We start from the raw sequence: 15,832 nt of genomic DNA, 5'->3' as shown, positions 1-15,832 counted from the left end.
CAAATTGGCTAGGGACAATTAGGCAGCATCTTTGGCAAATTCTTTTTGAACTTGCCATTCTAATAAGGTTTTAAACACGAGGGTTACAATGGCTAATAGTGCCAATAAGGAAGCCACCGCAAATGCAGCGGGGGCATTGTATTCGTTGTATAAAATTTCAATGTGCAAAGGCATTGTATTTGTTAGCCCGCGAATGTGACCTGACACGACCGACACCGCGCCAAATTCTCCCATCGCCCGTGCATTACACAGCAACACACCATACAGCAAACCCCATTTAATATTTGGCAGGGTAATATGCCAAAAAGTCTGCCAACCATTTGCTCCTAAAGAAACGGCGGCTTCTTCCTCGTCCGTTCCTTGTGCTTGCATTAAGGGAATTAATTCCCGTGCAACAAAGGGGAAGGTGACAAAAATTGTTGCCAGCACAATGCCTGGAATAGCAAAGATAATTTTGATATTGTGGTCGATAAGCCACTCACCTAATAATCCTTGTAATCCAAAGAGTAAGACGTAAATTAAGCCAGAAATGACAGGGGAAATGGAAAACGGTAAATCAATTAACGTGATTAAAAAGTTTTTCCCTGTAAATTCAAATTTTGCAATTGCCCATGCGGCTGTTACGCCAAAAACTAGATTTAAAGGGACAGCAATCGCGGTTGTAATCAGGGTGAGATAAATTGCAGCTTTTGCATCAGGTTCACTTAATGCGGTGATATAGGTCTGCCAACCTTTTGCAAAGGCTTCATGAAAGACGACAAATAGGGGTAATAAAATAAAAATAGTTAAAAAAACTAAGCCGATAGTTAATAAACTATAACGTACCCAACGTGGTTCGCTGATACTGTGATGAGGGGTTGCAAAATGAGACATTCTCGATAAATCCTAACTATTGCGTTGTTGTGTCCAGCTTTGAAGCAGGTTAATCACAAATAACAGGGCAAAAGAAATGACTAACATCACTAACGCGATAGCTGTCGCCCCTGCATAATCATATTGTTCCAACTTAATGATGATTAATAATGGTGTAATTTCTGAAACCATCGGCATATTACCCGCGATGAAAATTACCGACCCATATTCACCCAGTGCCCGCGCAAAGGCTAATGCAAACCCTGTTAATAAAGCAGGCACAATACTTGGTAAAATGACGAGCCAAAATGTTTGCCAACGATTCGCCCCCAAACTGGCGGCCGCCTCTTCAACATCTTTTTCTAAATCGGCTAACACGGGTTGTACTGTTCGCACGACAAAAGGTAAGCCGATGAATATCATCGCAATCATAATACCAATGGGGGTGAAAGCGACTTTAATTCCTAAAGGTTCTAAATATTGCCCAACAATGCCATTGGGTGCATAAATCGCTGTTAACGCAATCCCCGCAACAGCCGTCGGCATCGCAAAGGGTAAATCGACTAAGGCATCAATCACCCGTCTGCCAACAAAGTCATAACGTACCAATATCCACGCGACGATAAAGCCAAACAAGGCATTAATCAGTGCGGCAATCAGTGCCGAGCCAAACGATAAGCGATAAGATGCCAGAACTCGCTCCGAGGTAATCGCCGCCCAAAACCCTTCCCAACTCAATGTAAAGGTTTTAAACACAACCATGGATAAAGGAATTAAAACGATTAAACATAAATAAAATAGGGTGTAGCCTAAAGTCAGTGAAAATCCAGGTAGGACACTGTGTTTTTTATGAAACCAAGAACGCGCCGATGGTGCGGCAACCCCCTCAGTTTCTTGAGGCACGCTAAGGGCTACAGGGTTGACAGTGGACACAGATAAAACCTCTAAACATCGATAAAAAGAGATAGATAAAAATGAGACTCATCCATGAACACTGTACGGATAAGTCTCTAAATAGTGAGCATTGCTATTGTAAAAATTCAATGCGTTACTTCACCTGATAGATTTTGTCGAACACACCGCCATCTTGGAAATGTGTCGTTTGTGCTTTTGACCAGCCACCGAATAATTCATCGATGGTGAATAGTTCAACATGGGCAAATTTATCTTTGTGTCGTTCTGCAACGCTAGATACGCTGGGACGGTAGAAGTTTTGCGCGGCGATTTCTTGTCCTTCTTCGGTATATAAAAATGCTAAGTAGGCTTGTGCTACTTTTTCAGTCCCTCGACGTTTAACCACTTTGTCGACAACCGCAACGGGCGGTTCTGCCAAAATACTGAGTGAGGGTGTCACAATTTCAAAATCTTTTGATTCTTTTAAAACTAAATACGCCTCATTTTCCCAAGCTAACAAAACATCACCGATACCACGTTGCGCAAAGGTATTTGTCGCGCCCCGTGCGCCTGTATCTAACACAGGCACATGACGGAACAATTGCGCGACAAATTCTTGCGCTTTTGCCTCATCATTGCCGAATTTTTTCAGCGCGTAGCCCCACGCAGCGAGATAATTCCAACGCGCCCCGCCCGAAGTTTTTGGATTTGGCGTAATCACAGAAACGCCTTCTTTAATTAAATCATCCCAGTCTTTAATCCCTTTAGGATTACCTTTACGCACTAAAAAAACGATAGTAGAAGTATAAGGGCTACTATTATTCGCTAATTTCTTTTGCCAATCTGTGGCTAATAAGCCTTTCCCAGCAATCACGTCGATATCGTAAGCTAATGCAAGGGTCACGATATCCGCTTCTAAGCCATCAATCACCGCCCGTGCTTGTTTACCAGAACCGCCATGAGATTGATTAATCGTAACGGTATCCCCTGTTTTCGCCTGCCAATATTTAGCAAACGCAGGGTTAAATGCTTGATAGAGTTCGCGGGTAGGGTCATAAGAAACATTCAACAAAGTAATTTCTGCTGCAGGAACAGAAATCGAGAGACTGAGACCCATTAATAAAGAGGAAATGATTTTTTTGAATGACATAGACGTAGATTCCTGAGAGAAAAACATTTTAAAAGTGACCTGTTACGCTTTACTGTAACGAGAAAAGGTAATCATGAAAAAGAATAGATTGGTATTCATTAATAGCCTTTGGTTATTGCTATTAAGAAAAATTGCTTATCGTATTTTTAAAAATAAGTTGATTTATCAAAATATTAAATGCGTGTATGGTTTGCTTGGGCAATGACGGACAAGTCACGTTATCAATGTTTTACTCAAAATTGCAATTTATTCCTTAGCAGAACACCGTTTAGTGAATTTAATTCACCCGAATACGGTAATATTTATAAAATAAAACAGAGACTTGCTAGGTTTTCAAAACCTAGCAGGTCTATGCGCTATCTGTAAAATCTCACCCAAACTTAAGCTGTTAAAAAATAGATTAAAAATAACCTGAGTTCGGCGAGTTTCTTTTAAAAAGACAACAGTTTGTCTGAATCAGAATTTTCAGAATTAAAAAGACAAGAAAATTAAAAGAATAAAAAATTATGTTTTTAATTGTTTTTAATTGTTTTTAATTCTGCTAATTCTGAAAATTCTGTGAATTCTGATTCAGACAAAAAAAAGACCTGCTAGGTTTTAAAAACCTAGCAGGTATCTGTTTTATTTTATAAATATCGCCGAACTCAGGTTAAAAATAAATAATTGGAAGCATAAACTTTCGGTTTTATTCCATCTGCAAAACAATTTTGCCAATATGCTCATTACTTTCCATTAAACGATGCGCCTCGGCTGCTTGAGCTAGTAAAAACGTTTTATAAATAATGGGTTTAACTTGCCCTTTTACCAATAATGCCCAAACGTTTTGTAATAAAGCCTGTGCAATTTGCGCTTTTTGCGTCACGCTACGAGCACGCAATGTAGAGCCTGTTAAGGTTAAACGCTTCATCATGATGGGCATTAAATCAAGGTTTAACTGGCTTCCTGTTAAAAATGCAATTTGCACTAATCGTCCTTCTAACGCTAACGCTTTTAAATTGCGGGTAATATAATCCCCTCCGACCATGTCTAAAATGACATTAACCCCTTGTCCATGAGTAACACGTTTAACAACGTCAACAAAATCCGTTGTGCGATAATTAATCGCATGATGTGCACCTAATTCGCGGCAAACTTGGCATTTTCCCTCATTACCTGCGGTTGCAATCACGGTTGCACCAAAGCTTTTAGCCAATTGAATTGCGGTTGTTCCTATGCCACTTGAACCACCATGTACTAAAAACGTTTCTCCCGATTGTAATTTTGCCCGTTCAAAAACATTCGTCCAAACAGTGAAAAAAGTTTCAGGTAAAGCGGCTGCACTGATAAAATCCATACCGTCAGGAATGGGTAAACACAATTCGACGGCTGCTGTGCAATATTCAGCGTAACCGCCCCCATTAAGTAGTGCGCAAACAGGTTTATTTAACCATTGTGGGCTTACTGTTTCGCCAACAGCAACAATTATCCCCGATACTTCTAAACCAAGCACTGACGATGCGCCCGCTGGTGGTGGGTATAAGCCTTGACGCTGTAAGACATCGGGGCGATTAACCCCCGCTGCGACAACTTTAATCAGTACTTCGCCTGTTTTCGGTTGTGGAATCGCATCTCGCGCTAAGATTAATTCATCAGCACTACCTGCGGATTTTACTTTGATGTAATTCATTAAATGCGTGAGAGAGGCAGCCATCACCGTTCCTTTTATGCGATTCGTTCTTAATCCTAATTCATCCGTTTTAAAATAATTGACGATTTTAGGGTTGCTGATTGGTTAAAAACCAAGTATAACTAATTAATTTTACAATAAATTAAATCTTAATTATTTTGTGATGCACTGGATTTTTGACAAAACTAGTGTCATTAAATTTCCGCAAAATTAGCGTACAATTCTTGCTTAATTTACTCGGCTATTAGTAACAAACGGTATCCCCTAAATGCGCAATTTTGGTATAAGATACTTAATTGACCTTATCTCTTCATTAGCCTTGCGAAAATAACGTGTTGCAAGACCATTTGCCCAACCTTGTCCGCTTACTTGAAGAACTTTCTCGTTTACGTGAGGAAGTTCAGATTTTACAGCAGGAAAACGATGATTTAGAGCTATTGCTAGAAACTATCGTTTGTCATTCTGATAATATCGAGGATATCTTAGCCCGTCGTGCTAAAAGTGTTTTACAAGATAAACGGGATTTAGAACTTTTACTCGAAACCACCACGGAACATTCAGATGCAGTAACTGACGCACTAAAGCATCAAGCGCGTGCAGTTGCGCAGGAAGGTGAACGTAAACTCGCGCAGTTTTTAGAAGCAGTTCCTGTCGGCGTATTTGTCGTGGATGCGCAGAATAAGCCTTATTACGCCAACGCAATGGCACGCCAGTTATTAGAAGGCAATACCATGTTAGCGGATGCACAGGGACAATTTAATTATATTCAAAACCTTGTAACACAAATATTGGATTATAAAAGTTATTTTCCTAAATCTCATGCTAAATCGTTACATTTAGAGTTTAAACAAGATTCTAGTTTTTTAGGAACAGACTTTTTTCAAGGATACCGCGCAAACGCGCAACAAGTTCCAGTTCCCTATCCTCACGCTGAACAGCCTTTACTCCTCGCGTTGCAGGGTGAACAGGTACATATTGACGATTTAGAAATTCAATTAGCAGATGGTTTATTGCCTTTAGAAGTGTGGGCAACGCCTATTTTTAATGAAAAACAGGAAATTTTATATGCCATTGCTGTTTTTCAAGATATTAGCCAACGCAAATTAGCTGAGGCGGAGCGTATTCGTTTAGCCCAAGAGCGTGAGGCGAAGGATGCCGCATTGCGTATGAATGCATTGCTCGCGCAGGAAATTCAAGAGCGACGCAAAGCAGAAGCAGAATTAGCAAAAGCTAATCAAGAATTGCAACGGCTCGCCAGTTTAGATGGGTTAACGCAATTAGCAAATCGACGGCGTTTTGATGAGTATTTAGATCAAGAATGGCGACGAGCAACTCGAGATAATTCACCGTTATCATTGATTTTATGTGATGTAGATTACTTTAAACCTTATAACGATAATTACGGACATCAGGCAGGCGATGAATGTTTGCAACAGGTTGCTAAAGCCATGAGTCAGGCTGTTAAACGTCCTGCTGATTTAGTCGCTCGTTATGGGGGGGAAGAGTTTGCCGTGATTTTGCCGAATACAGATACTGAAGGGGCAAAAACGGTTGCGGTGAATATCGCTGATGCGGTGAAAGCCTTGCAATTGCCACATCGGGCTTCTCAAGTGCAACCTTTTGTTACCTTAAGTATTGGTATTGCAAATGTTTATCCGAATCGTCATTTATCGATGTTGTTGCTGATTAAAACAGCGGATGAGGCGTTATATCAGGCGAAAGAGACAGGACGAAATCGAATTGTTATTCAATTGATGAACGATACAGTGGAATAGTTGTTTTATAGATAATGATAGAGACCTGCTAGGGTTTAAAAACCTAGCAGGTCTTTTTTGTTTTACGGCACGCCAACAACACGTAATAAACGTTCAATAAATATATCGGGCGAAATGGCATCGGCTTCTGCTTCAAAAGATAGTAATAAGCGATGTCGTAATATATCGGGTAAGACGGTTTGTATATGTTGTGGGGTTACATGGGACTCACCTGATAGCCATGCGTAAGCCCGTGCACAGCGTACCAGCGCGATACTTGCCCGTGGAGATGCGCCAAATCGTTGCCAACGTTGCAAATCTTTGTCATAAGCAGCAGGAGCACGACTAGCACGGATAATGTCGACAATATATTCTTTTAAACGGGGGTCTATATACACTTGTCCTACTGCTTCACGTGCGGCAAGTACATCGGCTTGACTTAAATGATAGCTGGGTGTGGTGTTGGGTAAATTTTCTGTGGGGGGCGTGTTGGGTTCGTGTAATGCTAGGATGGCTAATTCTTCTTCACGGCTGGGATAGCTGACTTTTACGTAGAGTAAAAAGCGGTCGAGTTGGGCTTCAGGTAGTGTATAAGTCCCTTCGTGTTCAATGGGGTTTTGGGTGGCTAAGACCATGAACAATTTGGGCAATGGGTAAGTTGTTTGTCCGACTGTAATTTGACGTTCTGCCATCGCTTCAAGCAATGCGGATTGTACTTTTGGGGGGGCGCGGTTGATTTCATCCGCCAGTAAAACATGATGAAATAAAGGGCCTGCACGAAAGGTAAATTCGCCCGTTTCTTGTTGATAAATATCTGTTCCAACTAGGTCGGCGGGTAGTAAATCAGGGGTGAATTGAATCCGATGAAATTCTCCCTCGATAGCTGTCGCTAAACTTTTCACAGCGGTTGTTTTTGCAAGCCCTGGCATTCCTTCAACTAAAATATGTCCGTCACTGAGTAACGCGATTAACATGCTGTTAATCAAATGATGTTGTCCGATAACCTGCTGTCCTAATTGCTGGCGTAGGGTTTTAAATGCGTTTGCATCCATCATTCATTGATTCCGAAACACGGTTGAAAGGGGTAGGCGATGTAAATGATTGGTTGATTTATATCGCTTTTGTAGTAAATTTTTTGCGTTACGGTAATTCTATTGGGTTATATAACCGTTGATATTCTGCAATGGCATAGCGGTCGGTCATGCCTGCAATGTAATCTGCTACTGCGCGGGCGCGTCCTGCGTCATTGCCAGATATTTCTTGTAAGCGTTGTACTTCTAATTGTACGGTGTGGGGCAATAAACGTGCATCATTATTAAAGGCTTCAAATAAGCCATCGATAACGCGACGGGCTTTAAATGCCATGCGTTGCACACGATAATGTTGATACATTTGCTTACGTAAAAATTGTTTTAATTCTAAGTGTTTTTCATACATGCCCGCGCTCATGGTGAGCATAGATTCTTCACGTGCTCTCACTTCATCGATATTTTTTGGTTGTAAAGTTTCTAATTGCGTCGAGCTGGTTTCAATCAGATTTGCAATTTGTTCCCCTATCATACGGCGTATGGTTTCATGAATAATGCGCCGTTGTGATAAGGATGACCATTGCATCATGGTATCTGTGTAATGGTCATTAAATAAACGTTGTTCCCGCAATTGTTGCACGGTGACTAAATTTGCCCGTAATGCGTCATCAATATCATGATTGTTGTAAGCAATTTCATCGCATAAATTTGCGACTTGTGCCTCTAAACTGGGTTGGGTGTAGGGTTCATGCAGAAAGCGTGAGGCGACATTGCCTAAGAGTTTTGCTTGTCTGGACGAGCAATGTTTTAGAATCCCTTCGCGTACTTCAAAGGTGAGATTTAAGCCACGAAAAGCGGGATAGTGGTCTTCTAATTCATCAACAATTCGTAGGGCTTGTAAATTATGTTCAAACCCGCCGAATGGTTTCATACAGTAATTTAATGCGTCTTGTCCTGCATGTCCAAACGGGGTATGACCAATATCATGCGCAAGGGCAATGGCTTCGGTTAAGTCTTCATTCAGTTCCAAACAGCGGGCAACGGTACGGCTCAGTTGTGCAACTTCGAGGGAATGGGTTAGACGGGTACGAAATAAGTCGCCTTCGTGATTGACAAAAACTTGGGTTTTATATTCTAAGCGTCGAAAAGCAGCAGAATGAATAATTCTATCTCTATCACGTTGGTATTCACTACGATATTGTGAAGCTGCTTCAAGATGTTGTCGTCCCAATGAAAGGTTTTCATGTGCCGCGTAACTAGCCAGAGAACCTTTATTAAATATCATGTTGTCATCTCCTGCTGACCTAAGGTAAGCACTTGATGTAATTGGGTAAGGTCGTATTGATCGGTCAGTAAAGATAATCCCAATTTTTGCATTAAGACTAGGCGGACTTTGCCATCACGGGCTTTTTTATCAACTTGCATCCGTTGCCACATATCGTCAGCCGTCATTGTGCTTGGAATGGTGGTCGGGAGATGACAGCGTTTAAGCAGACGGACAACCCGTTGCACGTCTTCTTGACTGAGCCAATCCATGGCTTGTGAAAGTTGTGCCGCTAATACCATGCCGACTGCTATCGCTTCGCCGTGTAAATAAGTCCCGTAGCCCATACCTGTTTCTATGGCATGACCAAAGGTGTGTCCTAAGTTTAAAAGTGCGCGAACACCTGATTCTTTTTCGTCTAGGCTGACAATGCGGGCTTTGTTTTGACAAGAGCGGGCAATCGCATAATTTAGGGCTTCTGGGTCGCGTTTTATGAGTGCATCGATATTGGTTTCTAACCAGTCTAAAAATTCTAAGTCGTCAATTAAACCGTATTTAATAACTTCTGCCAGTCCTGCGCTTAATTCGCGGTCGGGGAGGGTGTTTAGCGTGTCGGTATCAACAATGACGCATTGCGGTTGGTGAAACGCGCCAATCATGTTTTTACCTAATGCATGATTAACCCCTGTTTTTCCACCAACAGAAGAATCAACTTGAGCCAATAATGTCGTTGGGATTTGAATAAACTCAACACCGCGTTGATAGCAGGCGGCAGCAAAGCCTGTCATATCGCCAACCACGCCACCACCAAGCGCGACCAGTGTCGCTTGACGGTCAAATTTCGCGCCCAGTAAGCCATCAAAGATTTGATTTAAAACCTCTAAGGTTTTGTATTGTTCACCATCAGGTAATATCACTGCTTCAATATTCAGCCCTTGAAAGGCAGGGAGAATTTTTTCTAGGTATAACGGTGAGACAGTTTCATTGCTGACTATCATCACTTGTTTACCTTGAATATAAGGCTGAACAAATTCAGGATTGCCTAATAAACCTTGTCCAATAAAAATCGGGTAGCTGCGCTCACCTAAATTAACGGTTACTGTTTTCATAAGTCTTTGCTGGGGTCTACACGCTTTAAAATGTATTTAACAACTTGTTTTACCGTATGATGTTCGGTATCAACAACTAAATCTGCAATAGATTTGTAAAAAGGATGACGTTCATTAAAGAGCGTTTCTAGCCGTTCACGGGGGTTTGCCGTTTCTAGTAAGGGACGGTTGCGACTGTGGGAGGTACGGCGAAAGAGTTCGTCAACAGAGGCGTGTAAATAGACAACTAAGCCACGGTCTTGTAAACATTTACGATTTTCTTCGCTCAAAATCGCCCCGCCACCTGTTGCCAGTACAATGCCTTTTTGAGCGGTTAATTCTGCAATCATGGCAGTTTCACGCTTGCGAAAACCTGCTTCGCCTTCGACTTCAAATATCAGAGAGACTGACGCGCCTGTGCGTTCTTCGATTTCTTTATCACTGTCTTTAAAAGGCACGTCTAAAGCGGTCGCAAGTTGTCGTCCAATCGTTGTTTTTCCGACCCCCATTAGACCGACTAAAAAAATATTATTATGTTGTTTGAATTCGGCAGACACTTTGAAATTACCTTAAATCGTTCATTTTAATGTGATAATAGAATTATTGTGACTTGATTCATGTGGTACAGCATATTATTGTATCCCTTTATTTTATCCTGTGTTTTCTATCCACTTTGTCGCGCAAATGGGCACTGTGGCAGGGATTAATGGGCTAACAACGTAATGCAATATAACCGCTTAATCAAGGTTTCCTCATCTGAGGATGTTTAATCATACCGCGTGAGTCTTGGACTAGACAGGGACTTTATAAGGTGCGCCCGCAATTTCTTGGACTAATTTCGGCACTAAATAACCTGATAATTGACGGCGCAACCCTTCTAAAAGATGTTGGGCAGTGCTTAAGTTTACTTCAAAATGTGCTGTGCCTTGTGTGCGGTCTAATAAGTTTAAATAGTAAGGCATGACACGCGCCTGAAATAACGCTTCGCTTAATTGGACAAGGGTTGCAATGTTATCATTAACCCCTTTTAATAAAACCGCTTGGTTTAATAAGCTGATACCTGCATCCGCGAGTTGTTTTAACGCAGTAACGACGGTTGTATCTAATTCATTTGGATGATTGCTGTGGATGACTAACACAGGTTGTAAGCGGCTTTGTGTCAGTAGTTGCAATAACTCAGGGGTAATACGTTCAGGCAAGACAACTGGTAAACGGCTATGGATGCGGAGGCGTTGAATATGGGACAAGCTGGCTAACCGTTGAATACAGTCTGTTAAACGTTTATCACTGAGGGTAAGCGGGTCTCCACCGCTTAAAATGACTTCTTTAATATCCGTATGGCGTTGTAAATAATCCCAAACGGCGGGCGATTGTAAAGGGTGAGCATCCCCATAGGCAAAGTGTTGGCGAAAGCAATAACGGCAGTGTATCGCACATGCGCCTGTCGTGACGAGTAAGACACGCCCTTGATATTTATGCAATAGCCCTGCATGTTTTTCGGCAATGTGGTCGCCAACTGGGTCTAGTACAAACCCTGCAATATTTTCTTGTTCTGCGACTAATGGTAAGACTTGGCGCAATAAAGGGTCATGCGGGTCAGCCTTGCGCATTCTGGCAACGTAGCCTTGTGGAACACGTAAAGCAAAACGGGCAGGGTTATAAACTTGATTTAACAGGCTAAGGGGTAAATCGAGTTGTTTTAGTAAAATCGCAGGGTCACGAATCGCTTGCTGTAGCGCAGTTTGCCAAGTATTTTGGGGAAAATCATGTACAAGCGTTAAAGGAGTCATCATAAAAACAGCTCTATCACCCAACTAACAAAACTACGCAAATTTATCATAATAACCATGGGTTAAAAGCGAAATTCTTTATTCATCGCCCCTAAGGTCATCGCCATAATTGCCATACGCACCGCAATCCCATTACTCACTTGTTGCAAAATCACGGAGCGTCCACCATCTGCAACCGATGAGGCAATTTCAACCCCGCGATTAATCGGTCCGGGGTGCATGACAATCGCATCAGGATGGGCAACGTCGACATCTTCTTCTGTTAAACCGTAATATTGAAAGTATTCATGTTCACTGGGCAGTAACGCGCTTTGCATCCGCTCTTTTTGCAGACGTAACATGATGATGACATCGACATCTTTTAGCCCTTCGCGCAAATTGTGAAACACTTTCACGCCTAATGGCTGAATATTTTTCGGGATTAAGGTTTTAGGGCCTACGACACGCACTTCAGCAACGCCTAAAGTATTTAACGCATGAATTTCTGAGCGGGCAACCCGTGAATGTAAAATATCGCCAACAATCGCCACCCGTAATTGCGTGAAATCGCCTTTATGTTTACGAATGGTAAACATGTCTAACATCGCTTGGGTTGGGTGTTCGTGCCGTCCATCCCCAGCATTGACAATACTGATATGTGGGGAAACATGCTGGGCAATAAAATGCGCTGCCCCTGCTTGGTCGTGACGTACCACAAACATATCGCAGTGCATGGCTTCTAAATTGTGCAACATATCAATCAGGGTCTCGCCCTTACTGGTTGACGAAGCACTGATATTAAAATTTAAAATATCAGCGGATAAACGTTTTGCCGCTAATTCAAAGGTCGTGCGCGTGCGCGTACTGGGTTCAAAAAATAAGTTAATAATGGTTTTACCATTTAACAACGGAATTTTTTTAATAATTTGCTCGCCTAAGCCTGCAAAAAAAGCGGCGTTATCTAAAATCTCGAGCAATAACTCCCGTTTTAACCCTTCAATACCTAAGAAGTGTTTTAAACGCCCATTTTTATCTAATTGTATTGCATTCATTCACAATGATTCCGTGTTAGCGTATTCTGCAAACCATGTTTCTAAAATCACCTGTGCGGCAACCGCATCAAGTGCAGGCTTGGCTTTACTTTTACTCTTTGCAGAAAAGCGTTCACTAATAGCTTGTTCAGCAGCGATAGAAGAAAGGGTTTCATCAATCAAATCGACTGGCAGATTATACCGCGCTTGTAAGGCTTCGCTAAAGTGACGAGCAGCCAATGTTGTTTCTGTTTCTGCACCATTTAAGGTATAGGGCACACCAACAACCAAGCGTTGCGGTGACCATTCTTGAATCACTGCATGAATACTTGCCCAATCAGGCGCGTTAAATTTATCGCAAGCAATGACTTTTAACGGACGTGCGGAAGCAGTGAAGGTTTGCCCCACAGCAATCCCAATCCGTCGCGAGCCATAATCAAACCCTAATACCGTTAAATAACGATTTGTACTCATGACCTTGCCGATTTAGTTTAGCCGTGACCTGCTTCACTGGATAAGAGATTTAAATCAATCCCTAATTTACTCGCTGCTGCTTTCCAACGTTTTTCAGGGGGAGTATTAAAAATAATATTGTTATCAGCGGGAATAATGAGCCACGCATTAGATAACAACTCTTTTTCCAACTGCCCAGCAGCCCAGCCTGCATAACCTAACGCAATTAACACCTGTTTAGGGCCATCCCCTTTAGCAATAGCGGTTAAAATATCTCGAGAAGTTGTAATCCCTAACTCTCCAACGGTCAACATAGAATCCCAACTACCAACAGGACTGTGTAAAACAAAACCGCGTTCACGCTGCACAGGCCCCCCTTCAAAAACAGGTAAAAACACAGAAGAGTGGTCGGTTACAGTAATCGTCATATGGCGTAAAACATCACCTAAATCCACATCTAAAATCGGACGATTGATAATGATGCCCATTGCACCGTCTGCAGTATGATTACAAATATAGGTAACGGTCTGATAAAAATTAGGGTCTGCTAGGTTAGGCATCGCAATCAAAAAATGATTGGTCAGATTAATAGTTTCTAGCATTGTGTCGCATCCATTACAGGTAAAAGTCAATAGATTTTAATCTAAAAACAAGCACACAGCATAAGCAAGAGTATTTATTGATTTACGATAATGACGCAAACAAATACCCAAGACATCCATTGTCTATGCTGTTTACATTATTCTCTCATTTTTAGCCGTTTAATGTGTGTTTAATCCATTATTTAAAAATTCCCAAGTACGTGTAATATATAAAATATCTGTATCCTTGCGAATTTCTTCAGGCAATGGTGCAAAGGGAGACGATAAATGTACGATTCTTAAGGCAGCATCATCTAACACCACATGACCTGAAGATTTACGAATCTTGACATCATTAATTGTGCCGTCTTTATTAATCGCAACCTCTAAAATCAGACTTCCTGACACTCCCTGCACCTTCGCCTCTAATGGATAATTATCCTTGCCAATTCGTTCAACTCGTAACCGCCACGTATCCATATAACTCGCATACTTATACTCACGAGTGCTTGCACCAATAAACGTTTTACGCGGGTTTTTCGCATAATTCTCGATTTTCTTATCTAACTCCGCCTGTAAACTGGCTAAAGAAGCACGGACATTCATAATTAACAGAGTATTTGGCACATCAGGCGATAAAACAGTCGTTTCTAGCGCGTCTCCATTTAATTCTGAAGCCTCTTCAGGCGGGTTAATCCGTTGCGTATCGGGCACACTGAATGCGGAAGGTACATGACCTGTTAAAACTTTTAAATCAGGTTCAGGCACTGCACTGGCTGCAATTTGCTGCTCTGGTGGCGTAACAACTAAACGCGCTATCTCATCAGGAAATGGGGCGACCGTTGGCGTAGAAGGTCGGTGCTGCGCATCCTCTTCCGCGCCCCCCCCCTGCTGATTCGCTTGCGCTAAAAATTTAGCATCAGCGGGAGCTTTTTCCATACTTTTCTGCACTAAAACCACATCCATAATGTGATTACGCAAAGTCGACTGACTTTTAGGCACAGAAAAACTCACCGCATAGAGCAGGAATAAATGAAAAAGCATTGCCACAAATGACATGACAATTAAACGTTCAGTTGATGGCTCAATGACAATCGGTGGTAAAGAACTCATAATCTTACAACATCTTATAGGACAAATAGAAATTTGTTTATCTTAACAAATCTAAACAGTAGAAGGTACTTTTTTAAGTAAAAGGTGAGCTTTGATAACTAATTCATTATTTTTATGATAAATTTATCGCATGTACTCATAAAAAAGAAATTACTTAATGAGTTTCAATTTCCTGCCAAAATGCGCTGATATTCTCAATGCTGTAGAATTTGACCAGTAAAGCTATTAATTTCTCATCGCTGAGTTGAAACAGGCGTTCTTTTTCTTCCGTCATCAAGGGCGAGAAACGGTTTTCTAACAACACGATTAAGGCTTCGGCTTTGCCTTCCGCTTTACCTTCTGCTTTACCTTCTGCTTTACCTTCCACTCTCCCCTTGAAAATCCCTTCTTCCAGTCCTTCAGCTTTACCTTCGGCTCTGCCTACAGCTCTTTCCTGTTGCCGTATTTGTTGAATCGCATTATCTAACATGGCTTTTGCCTCATATTTATCGTGATAGACCTGTTCTAAACTTTGGTAGTCTTCTGCTGAACGTCGTCCGTGTAGCATTAATTGTGCAAACCAATTGGCTAATAACGAAACGCCTTCTTGTTGTTCAGTTTCAAATAAGTTTAGTACTTGTGTAATGAGTAGTTCTATATCGTTGGGGTAGGTTTCTGCGAGGAATAGCGTTGAAACCAGATTTTTAATTTGTAACAGTTGTTCTTGACTGTATTCATTTTCAGCGATTTTGAAAAAGCGAAAGTCAGGGGTGTAGCCTTTTAATAAGTCGGGTTCTTCTAAAATCTCTCGTAATCGGGTGGGTTTCGTCCATTTTTCTTCACCGTTATATAAAACAACAGGAAAAATCGGTGGGAGTTTTTTTACTTTAGGACGGGTTTCCGCATAGTCTAACCAGAAGCTACAGAGGTAGTGTAGAACGCGCAACGCCATGAACCATACAACGGATGATTGAAATTCTAGTAGCACATAAATATAGGCTTCTTGTTCTTTAAATTTAACTTTGTAAATTAAATCGCTTTCGGTTTCTTTGTAGTGTTCAGAGATGAAAGATTTATCGAGACGTTCAGCGGTTTCAAAGTCAATTTCTTGAACCCAAGGTTCTGGGACGAAGGTTTGTAGGAGTTGGCGGAAAAAGGTTTTATTGGAAAAGAGCTTTTTGTAGCCTCGGTCATGAAGGGTTTGCATCTT

The 15,832-nt window shown here is 41.6% G+C and carries 15 protein-coding genes; 1 reads left to right on the top strand and 14 read right to left on the bottom strand.

Going from position 1 to position 15,832, the window contains the following annotated elements:
* Positions 1 to 18: 18 nt before the first annotated feature.
* From cysW to BEGALDRAFT_RS16635, 4 genes are all read right to left on the bottom strand, one after another.
* A complete protein-coding gene (cysW, locus tag BEGALDRAFT_RS16650; RefSeq protein WP_002692026.1) occupies positions 19 to 873 on the bottom strand; it encodes a sulfate ABC transporter permease subunit CysW in 855 nt (284 codons plus the stop codon).
* A gap of 12 nt (positions 874 to 885) precedes the next feature.
* The gene (gene cysT, locus BEGALDRAFT_RS16645; RefSeq protein ID WP_002692024.1) at positions 886 to 1,785 is read right to left on the bottom strand and encodes a sulfate ABC transporter permease subunit CysT; all 900 of its coding nucleotides are present in this window, start codon (positions 1,783 to 1,785) and stop codon (positions 886 to 888) included.
* 115 nt (positions 1,786 to 1,900) lie between these two features.
* On the bottom strand, positions 1,901 to 2,896 hold the full coding sequence (locus tag BEGALDRAFT_RS16640; RefSeq protein ID WP_002692022.1) for a sulfate ABC transporter substrate-binding protein: 996 nt from the start codon (positions 2,894 to 2,896) through the stop codon (positions 1,901 to 1,903).
* A 685-nt stretch (positions 2,897 to 3,581) separates the two neighbouring features.
* Positions 3,582 to 4,586, bottom strand: a complete 1,005-nt coding sequence (locus BEGALDRAFT_RS16635) for an NAD(P)H-quinone oxidoreductase (RefSeq protein ID WP_002692020.1) — start codon at positions 4,584 to 4,586, stop codon at positions 3,582 to 3,584.
* Positions 4,587 to 4,894: 308 nt separating this feature from the next.
* On the opposite strand from BEGALDRAFT_RS16635, the gene BEGALDRAFT_RS18550 reads away from it, so the two are divergent.
* Positions 4,895 to 6,337, top strand: a complete 1,443-nt coding sequence (locus BEGALDRAFT_RS18550; RefSeq protein WP_002692018.1) for a diguanylate cyclase domain-containing protein — start codon at positions 4,895 to 4,897, stop codon at positions 6,335 to 6,337.
* A 62-nt stretch (positions 6,338 to 6,399) separates the two neighbouring features.
* Here the strand turns inward: BEGALDRAFT_RS18550 and BEGALDRAFT_RS16625 are convergent, their stop codons facing one another.
* The 10 genes from BEGALDRAFT_RS16625 to BEGALDRAFT_RS16580 form a co-directional block, all read right to left on the bottom strand.
* The gene (locus tag BEGALDRAFT_RS16625) at positions 6,400 to 7,371 is read right to left on the bottom strand and encodes an AAA family ATPase (protein ID WP_002692016.1); all 972 of its coding nucleotides are present in this window, start codon (positions 7,369 to 7,371) and stop codon (positions 6,400 to 6,402) included.
* 85 nt (positions 7,372 to 7,456) lie between these two features.
* Positions 7,457 to 8,629 (bottom strand): deoxyguanosinetriphosphate triphosphohydrolase, encoded by a 1,173-nt coding sequence (locus BEGALDRAFT_RS16620; protein ID WP_002692015.1) that lies wholly within the window; start codon positions 8,627 to 8,629, stop codon positions 7,457 to 7,459.
* The gene (gene aroB, locus BEGALDRAFT_RS16615) at positions 8,626 to 9,717 is read right to left on the bottom strand and encodes a 3-dehydroquinate synthase (RefSeq protein WP_002692014.1); all 1,092 of its coding nucleotides are present in this window, start codon (positions 9,715 to 9,717) and stop codon (positions 8,626 to 8,628) included. The genes BEGALDRAFT_RS16620 and aroB overlap by 4 nt, the downstream gene beginning before the upstream one ends.
* A complete protein-coding gene (aroK, locus tag BEGALDRAFT_RS16610; RefSeq protein ID WP_002692013.1) occupies positions 9,714 to 10,253 on the bottom strand; it encodes a shikimate kinase AroK in 540 nt (179 codons plus the stop codon). Before aroK ends, aroB begins: the two co-directional genes overlap by 4 nt.
* Positions 10,254 to 10,487: 234 nt before the next feature.
* Positions 10,488 to 11,489: an EF-P beta-lysylation protein EpmB gene (gene epmB, locus BEGALDRAFT_RS16605; protein WP_002692012.1), complete on the bottom strand. Its 1,002-nt coding sequence runs from the start codon at positions 11,487 to 11,489 to the stop codon at positions 10,488 to 10,490.
* A 59-nt stretch (positions 11,490 to 11,548) separates the two neighbouring features.
* Positions 11,549 to 12,517 carry an aspartate carbamoyltransferase catalytic subunit gene (locus BEGALDRAFT_RS16600; RefSeq protein ID WP_002692011.1) on the bottom strand — a complete coding sequence of 323 codons (969 nt, stop codon included), beginning with the start codon at positions 12,515 to 12,517 and terminating at the stop codon, positions 11,549 to 11,551.
* The gene (gene ruvX / locus BEGALDRAFT_RS16595) at positions 12,518 to 12,970 is read right to left on the bottom strand and encodes a Holliday junction resolvase RuvX (protein ID WP_002692010.1); all 453 of its coding nucleotides are present in this window, start codon (positions 12,968 to 12,970) and stop codon (positions 12,518 to 12,520) included.
* 17 nt (positions 12,971 to 12,987) lie between these two features.
* Positions 12,988 to 13,551 carry a YqgE/AlgH family protein gene (locus BEGALDRAFT_RS16590; RefSeq protein ID WP_002692009.1) on the bottom strand — a complete coding sequence of 188 codons (564 nt, stop codon included), beginning with the start codon at positions 13,549 to 13,551 and terminating at the stop codon, positions 12,988 to 12,990.
* A 159-nt stretch (positions 13,552 to 13,710) separates the two neighbouring features.
* Positions 13,711 to 14,643: an energy transducer TonB gene (locus BEGALDRAFT_RS16585; RefSeq protein ID WP_002692008.1), complete on the bottom strand. Its 933-nt coding sequence runs from the start codon at positions 14,641 to 14,643 to the stop codon at positions 13,711 to 13,713.
* A 154-nt stretch (positions 14,644 to 14,797) separates the two neighbouring features.
* Entirely contained in the window at positions 14,798 to 15,829 is a 1,032-nt protein-coding gene (locus tag BEGALDRAFT_RS16580) for an Rpn family recombination-promoting nuclease/putative transposase (RefSeq protein WP_002692007.1), read from the bottom strand.
* Positions 15,830 to 15,832: the final 3 nt, after the last annotated feature.

The organism is Beggiatoa alba B18LD, from assembly GCF_000245015.1.
GTDB classification, from domain to species: Bacteria; Pseudomonadota; Gammaproteobacteria; order Beggiatoales; family Beggiatoaceae; genus Beggiatoa; species Beggiatoa alba.
This window is presented reverse-complemented; position numbering and strand designations above follow the sequence as displayed.

What these genes read in the sequence shown, in the direction of transcription:
- cysW (WP_002692026.1), bottom strand. Translation starts at nt 873, where the DNA reads ATGTCTCATTTTGCAACCCCTCATCACAGTATCAGCGAACCACGTTGG.
- BEGALDRAFT_RS16640 (WP_002692022.1), bottom strand. Translation starts at nt 2,896, where the DNA reads ATGTCATTCAAAAAAATCATTTCCTCTTTATTAATGGGTCTCAGTCTC.
- BEGALDRAFT_RS16635 (WP_002692020.1), bottom strand. Translation starts at nt 4,586, where the DNA reads ATGGCTGCCTCTCTCACGCATTTAATGAATTACATCAAAGTAAAATCC.
- BEGALDRAFT_RS16625 (WP_002692016.1), bottom strand. Translation starts at nt 7,371, where the DNA reads ATGATGGATGCAAACGCATTTAAAACCCTACGCCAGCAATTAGGACAG.
- BEGALDRAFT_RS16620 (WP_002692015.1), bottom strand. Translation starts at nt 8,629, where the DNA reads ATGATATTTAATAAAGGTTCTCTGGCTAGTTACGCGGCACATGAAAAC.
- aroB (WP_002692014.1), bottom strand. Translation starts at nt 9,717, where the DNA reads ATGAAAACAGTAACCGTTAATTTAGGTGAGCGCAGCTACCCGATTTTT.
- epmB (WP_002692012.1), bottom strand. Translation starts at nt 11,489, where the DNA reads ATGATGACTCCTTTAACGCTTGTACATGATTTTCCCCAAAATACTTGG.
- BEGALDRAFT_RS16600 (WP_002692011.1), bottom strand. Translation starts at nt 12,517, where the DNA reads ATGAATGCAATACAATTAGATAAAAATGGGCGTTTAAAACACTTCTTA.
- ruvX (WP_002692010.1), bottom strand. Translation starts at nt 12,970, where the DNA reads ATGAGTACAAATCGTTATTTAACGGTATTAGGGTTTGATTATGGCTCG.
- BEGALDRAFT_RS16590 (WP_002692009.1), bottom strand. Translation starts at nt 13,551, where the DNA reads ATGCTAGAAACTATTAATCTGACCAATCATTTTTTGATTGCGATGCCT.
- BEGALDRAFT_RS16585 (WP_002692008.1), bottom strand. Translation starts at nt 14,643, where the DNA reads ATGAGTTCTTTACCACCGATTGTCATTGAGCCATCAACTGAACGTTTA.
- BEGALDRAFT_RS16580 (WP_002692007.1), bottom strand. Translation starts at nt 15,829, where the DNA reads ATGCAAACCCTTCATGACCGAGGCTACAAAAAGCTCTTTTCCAATAAA.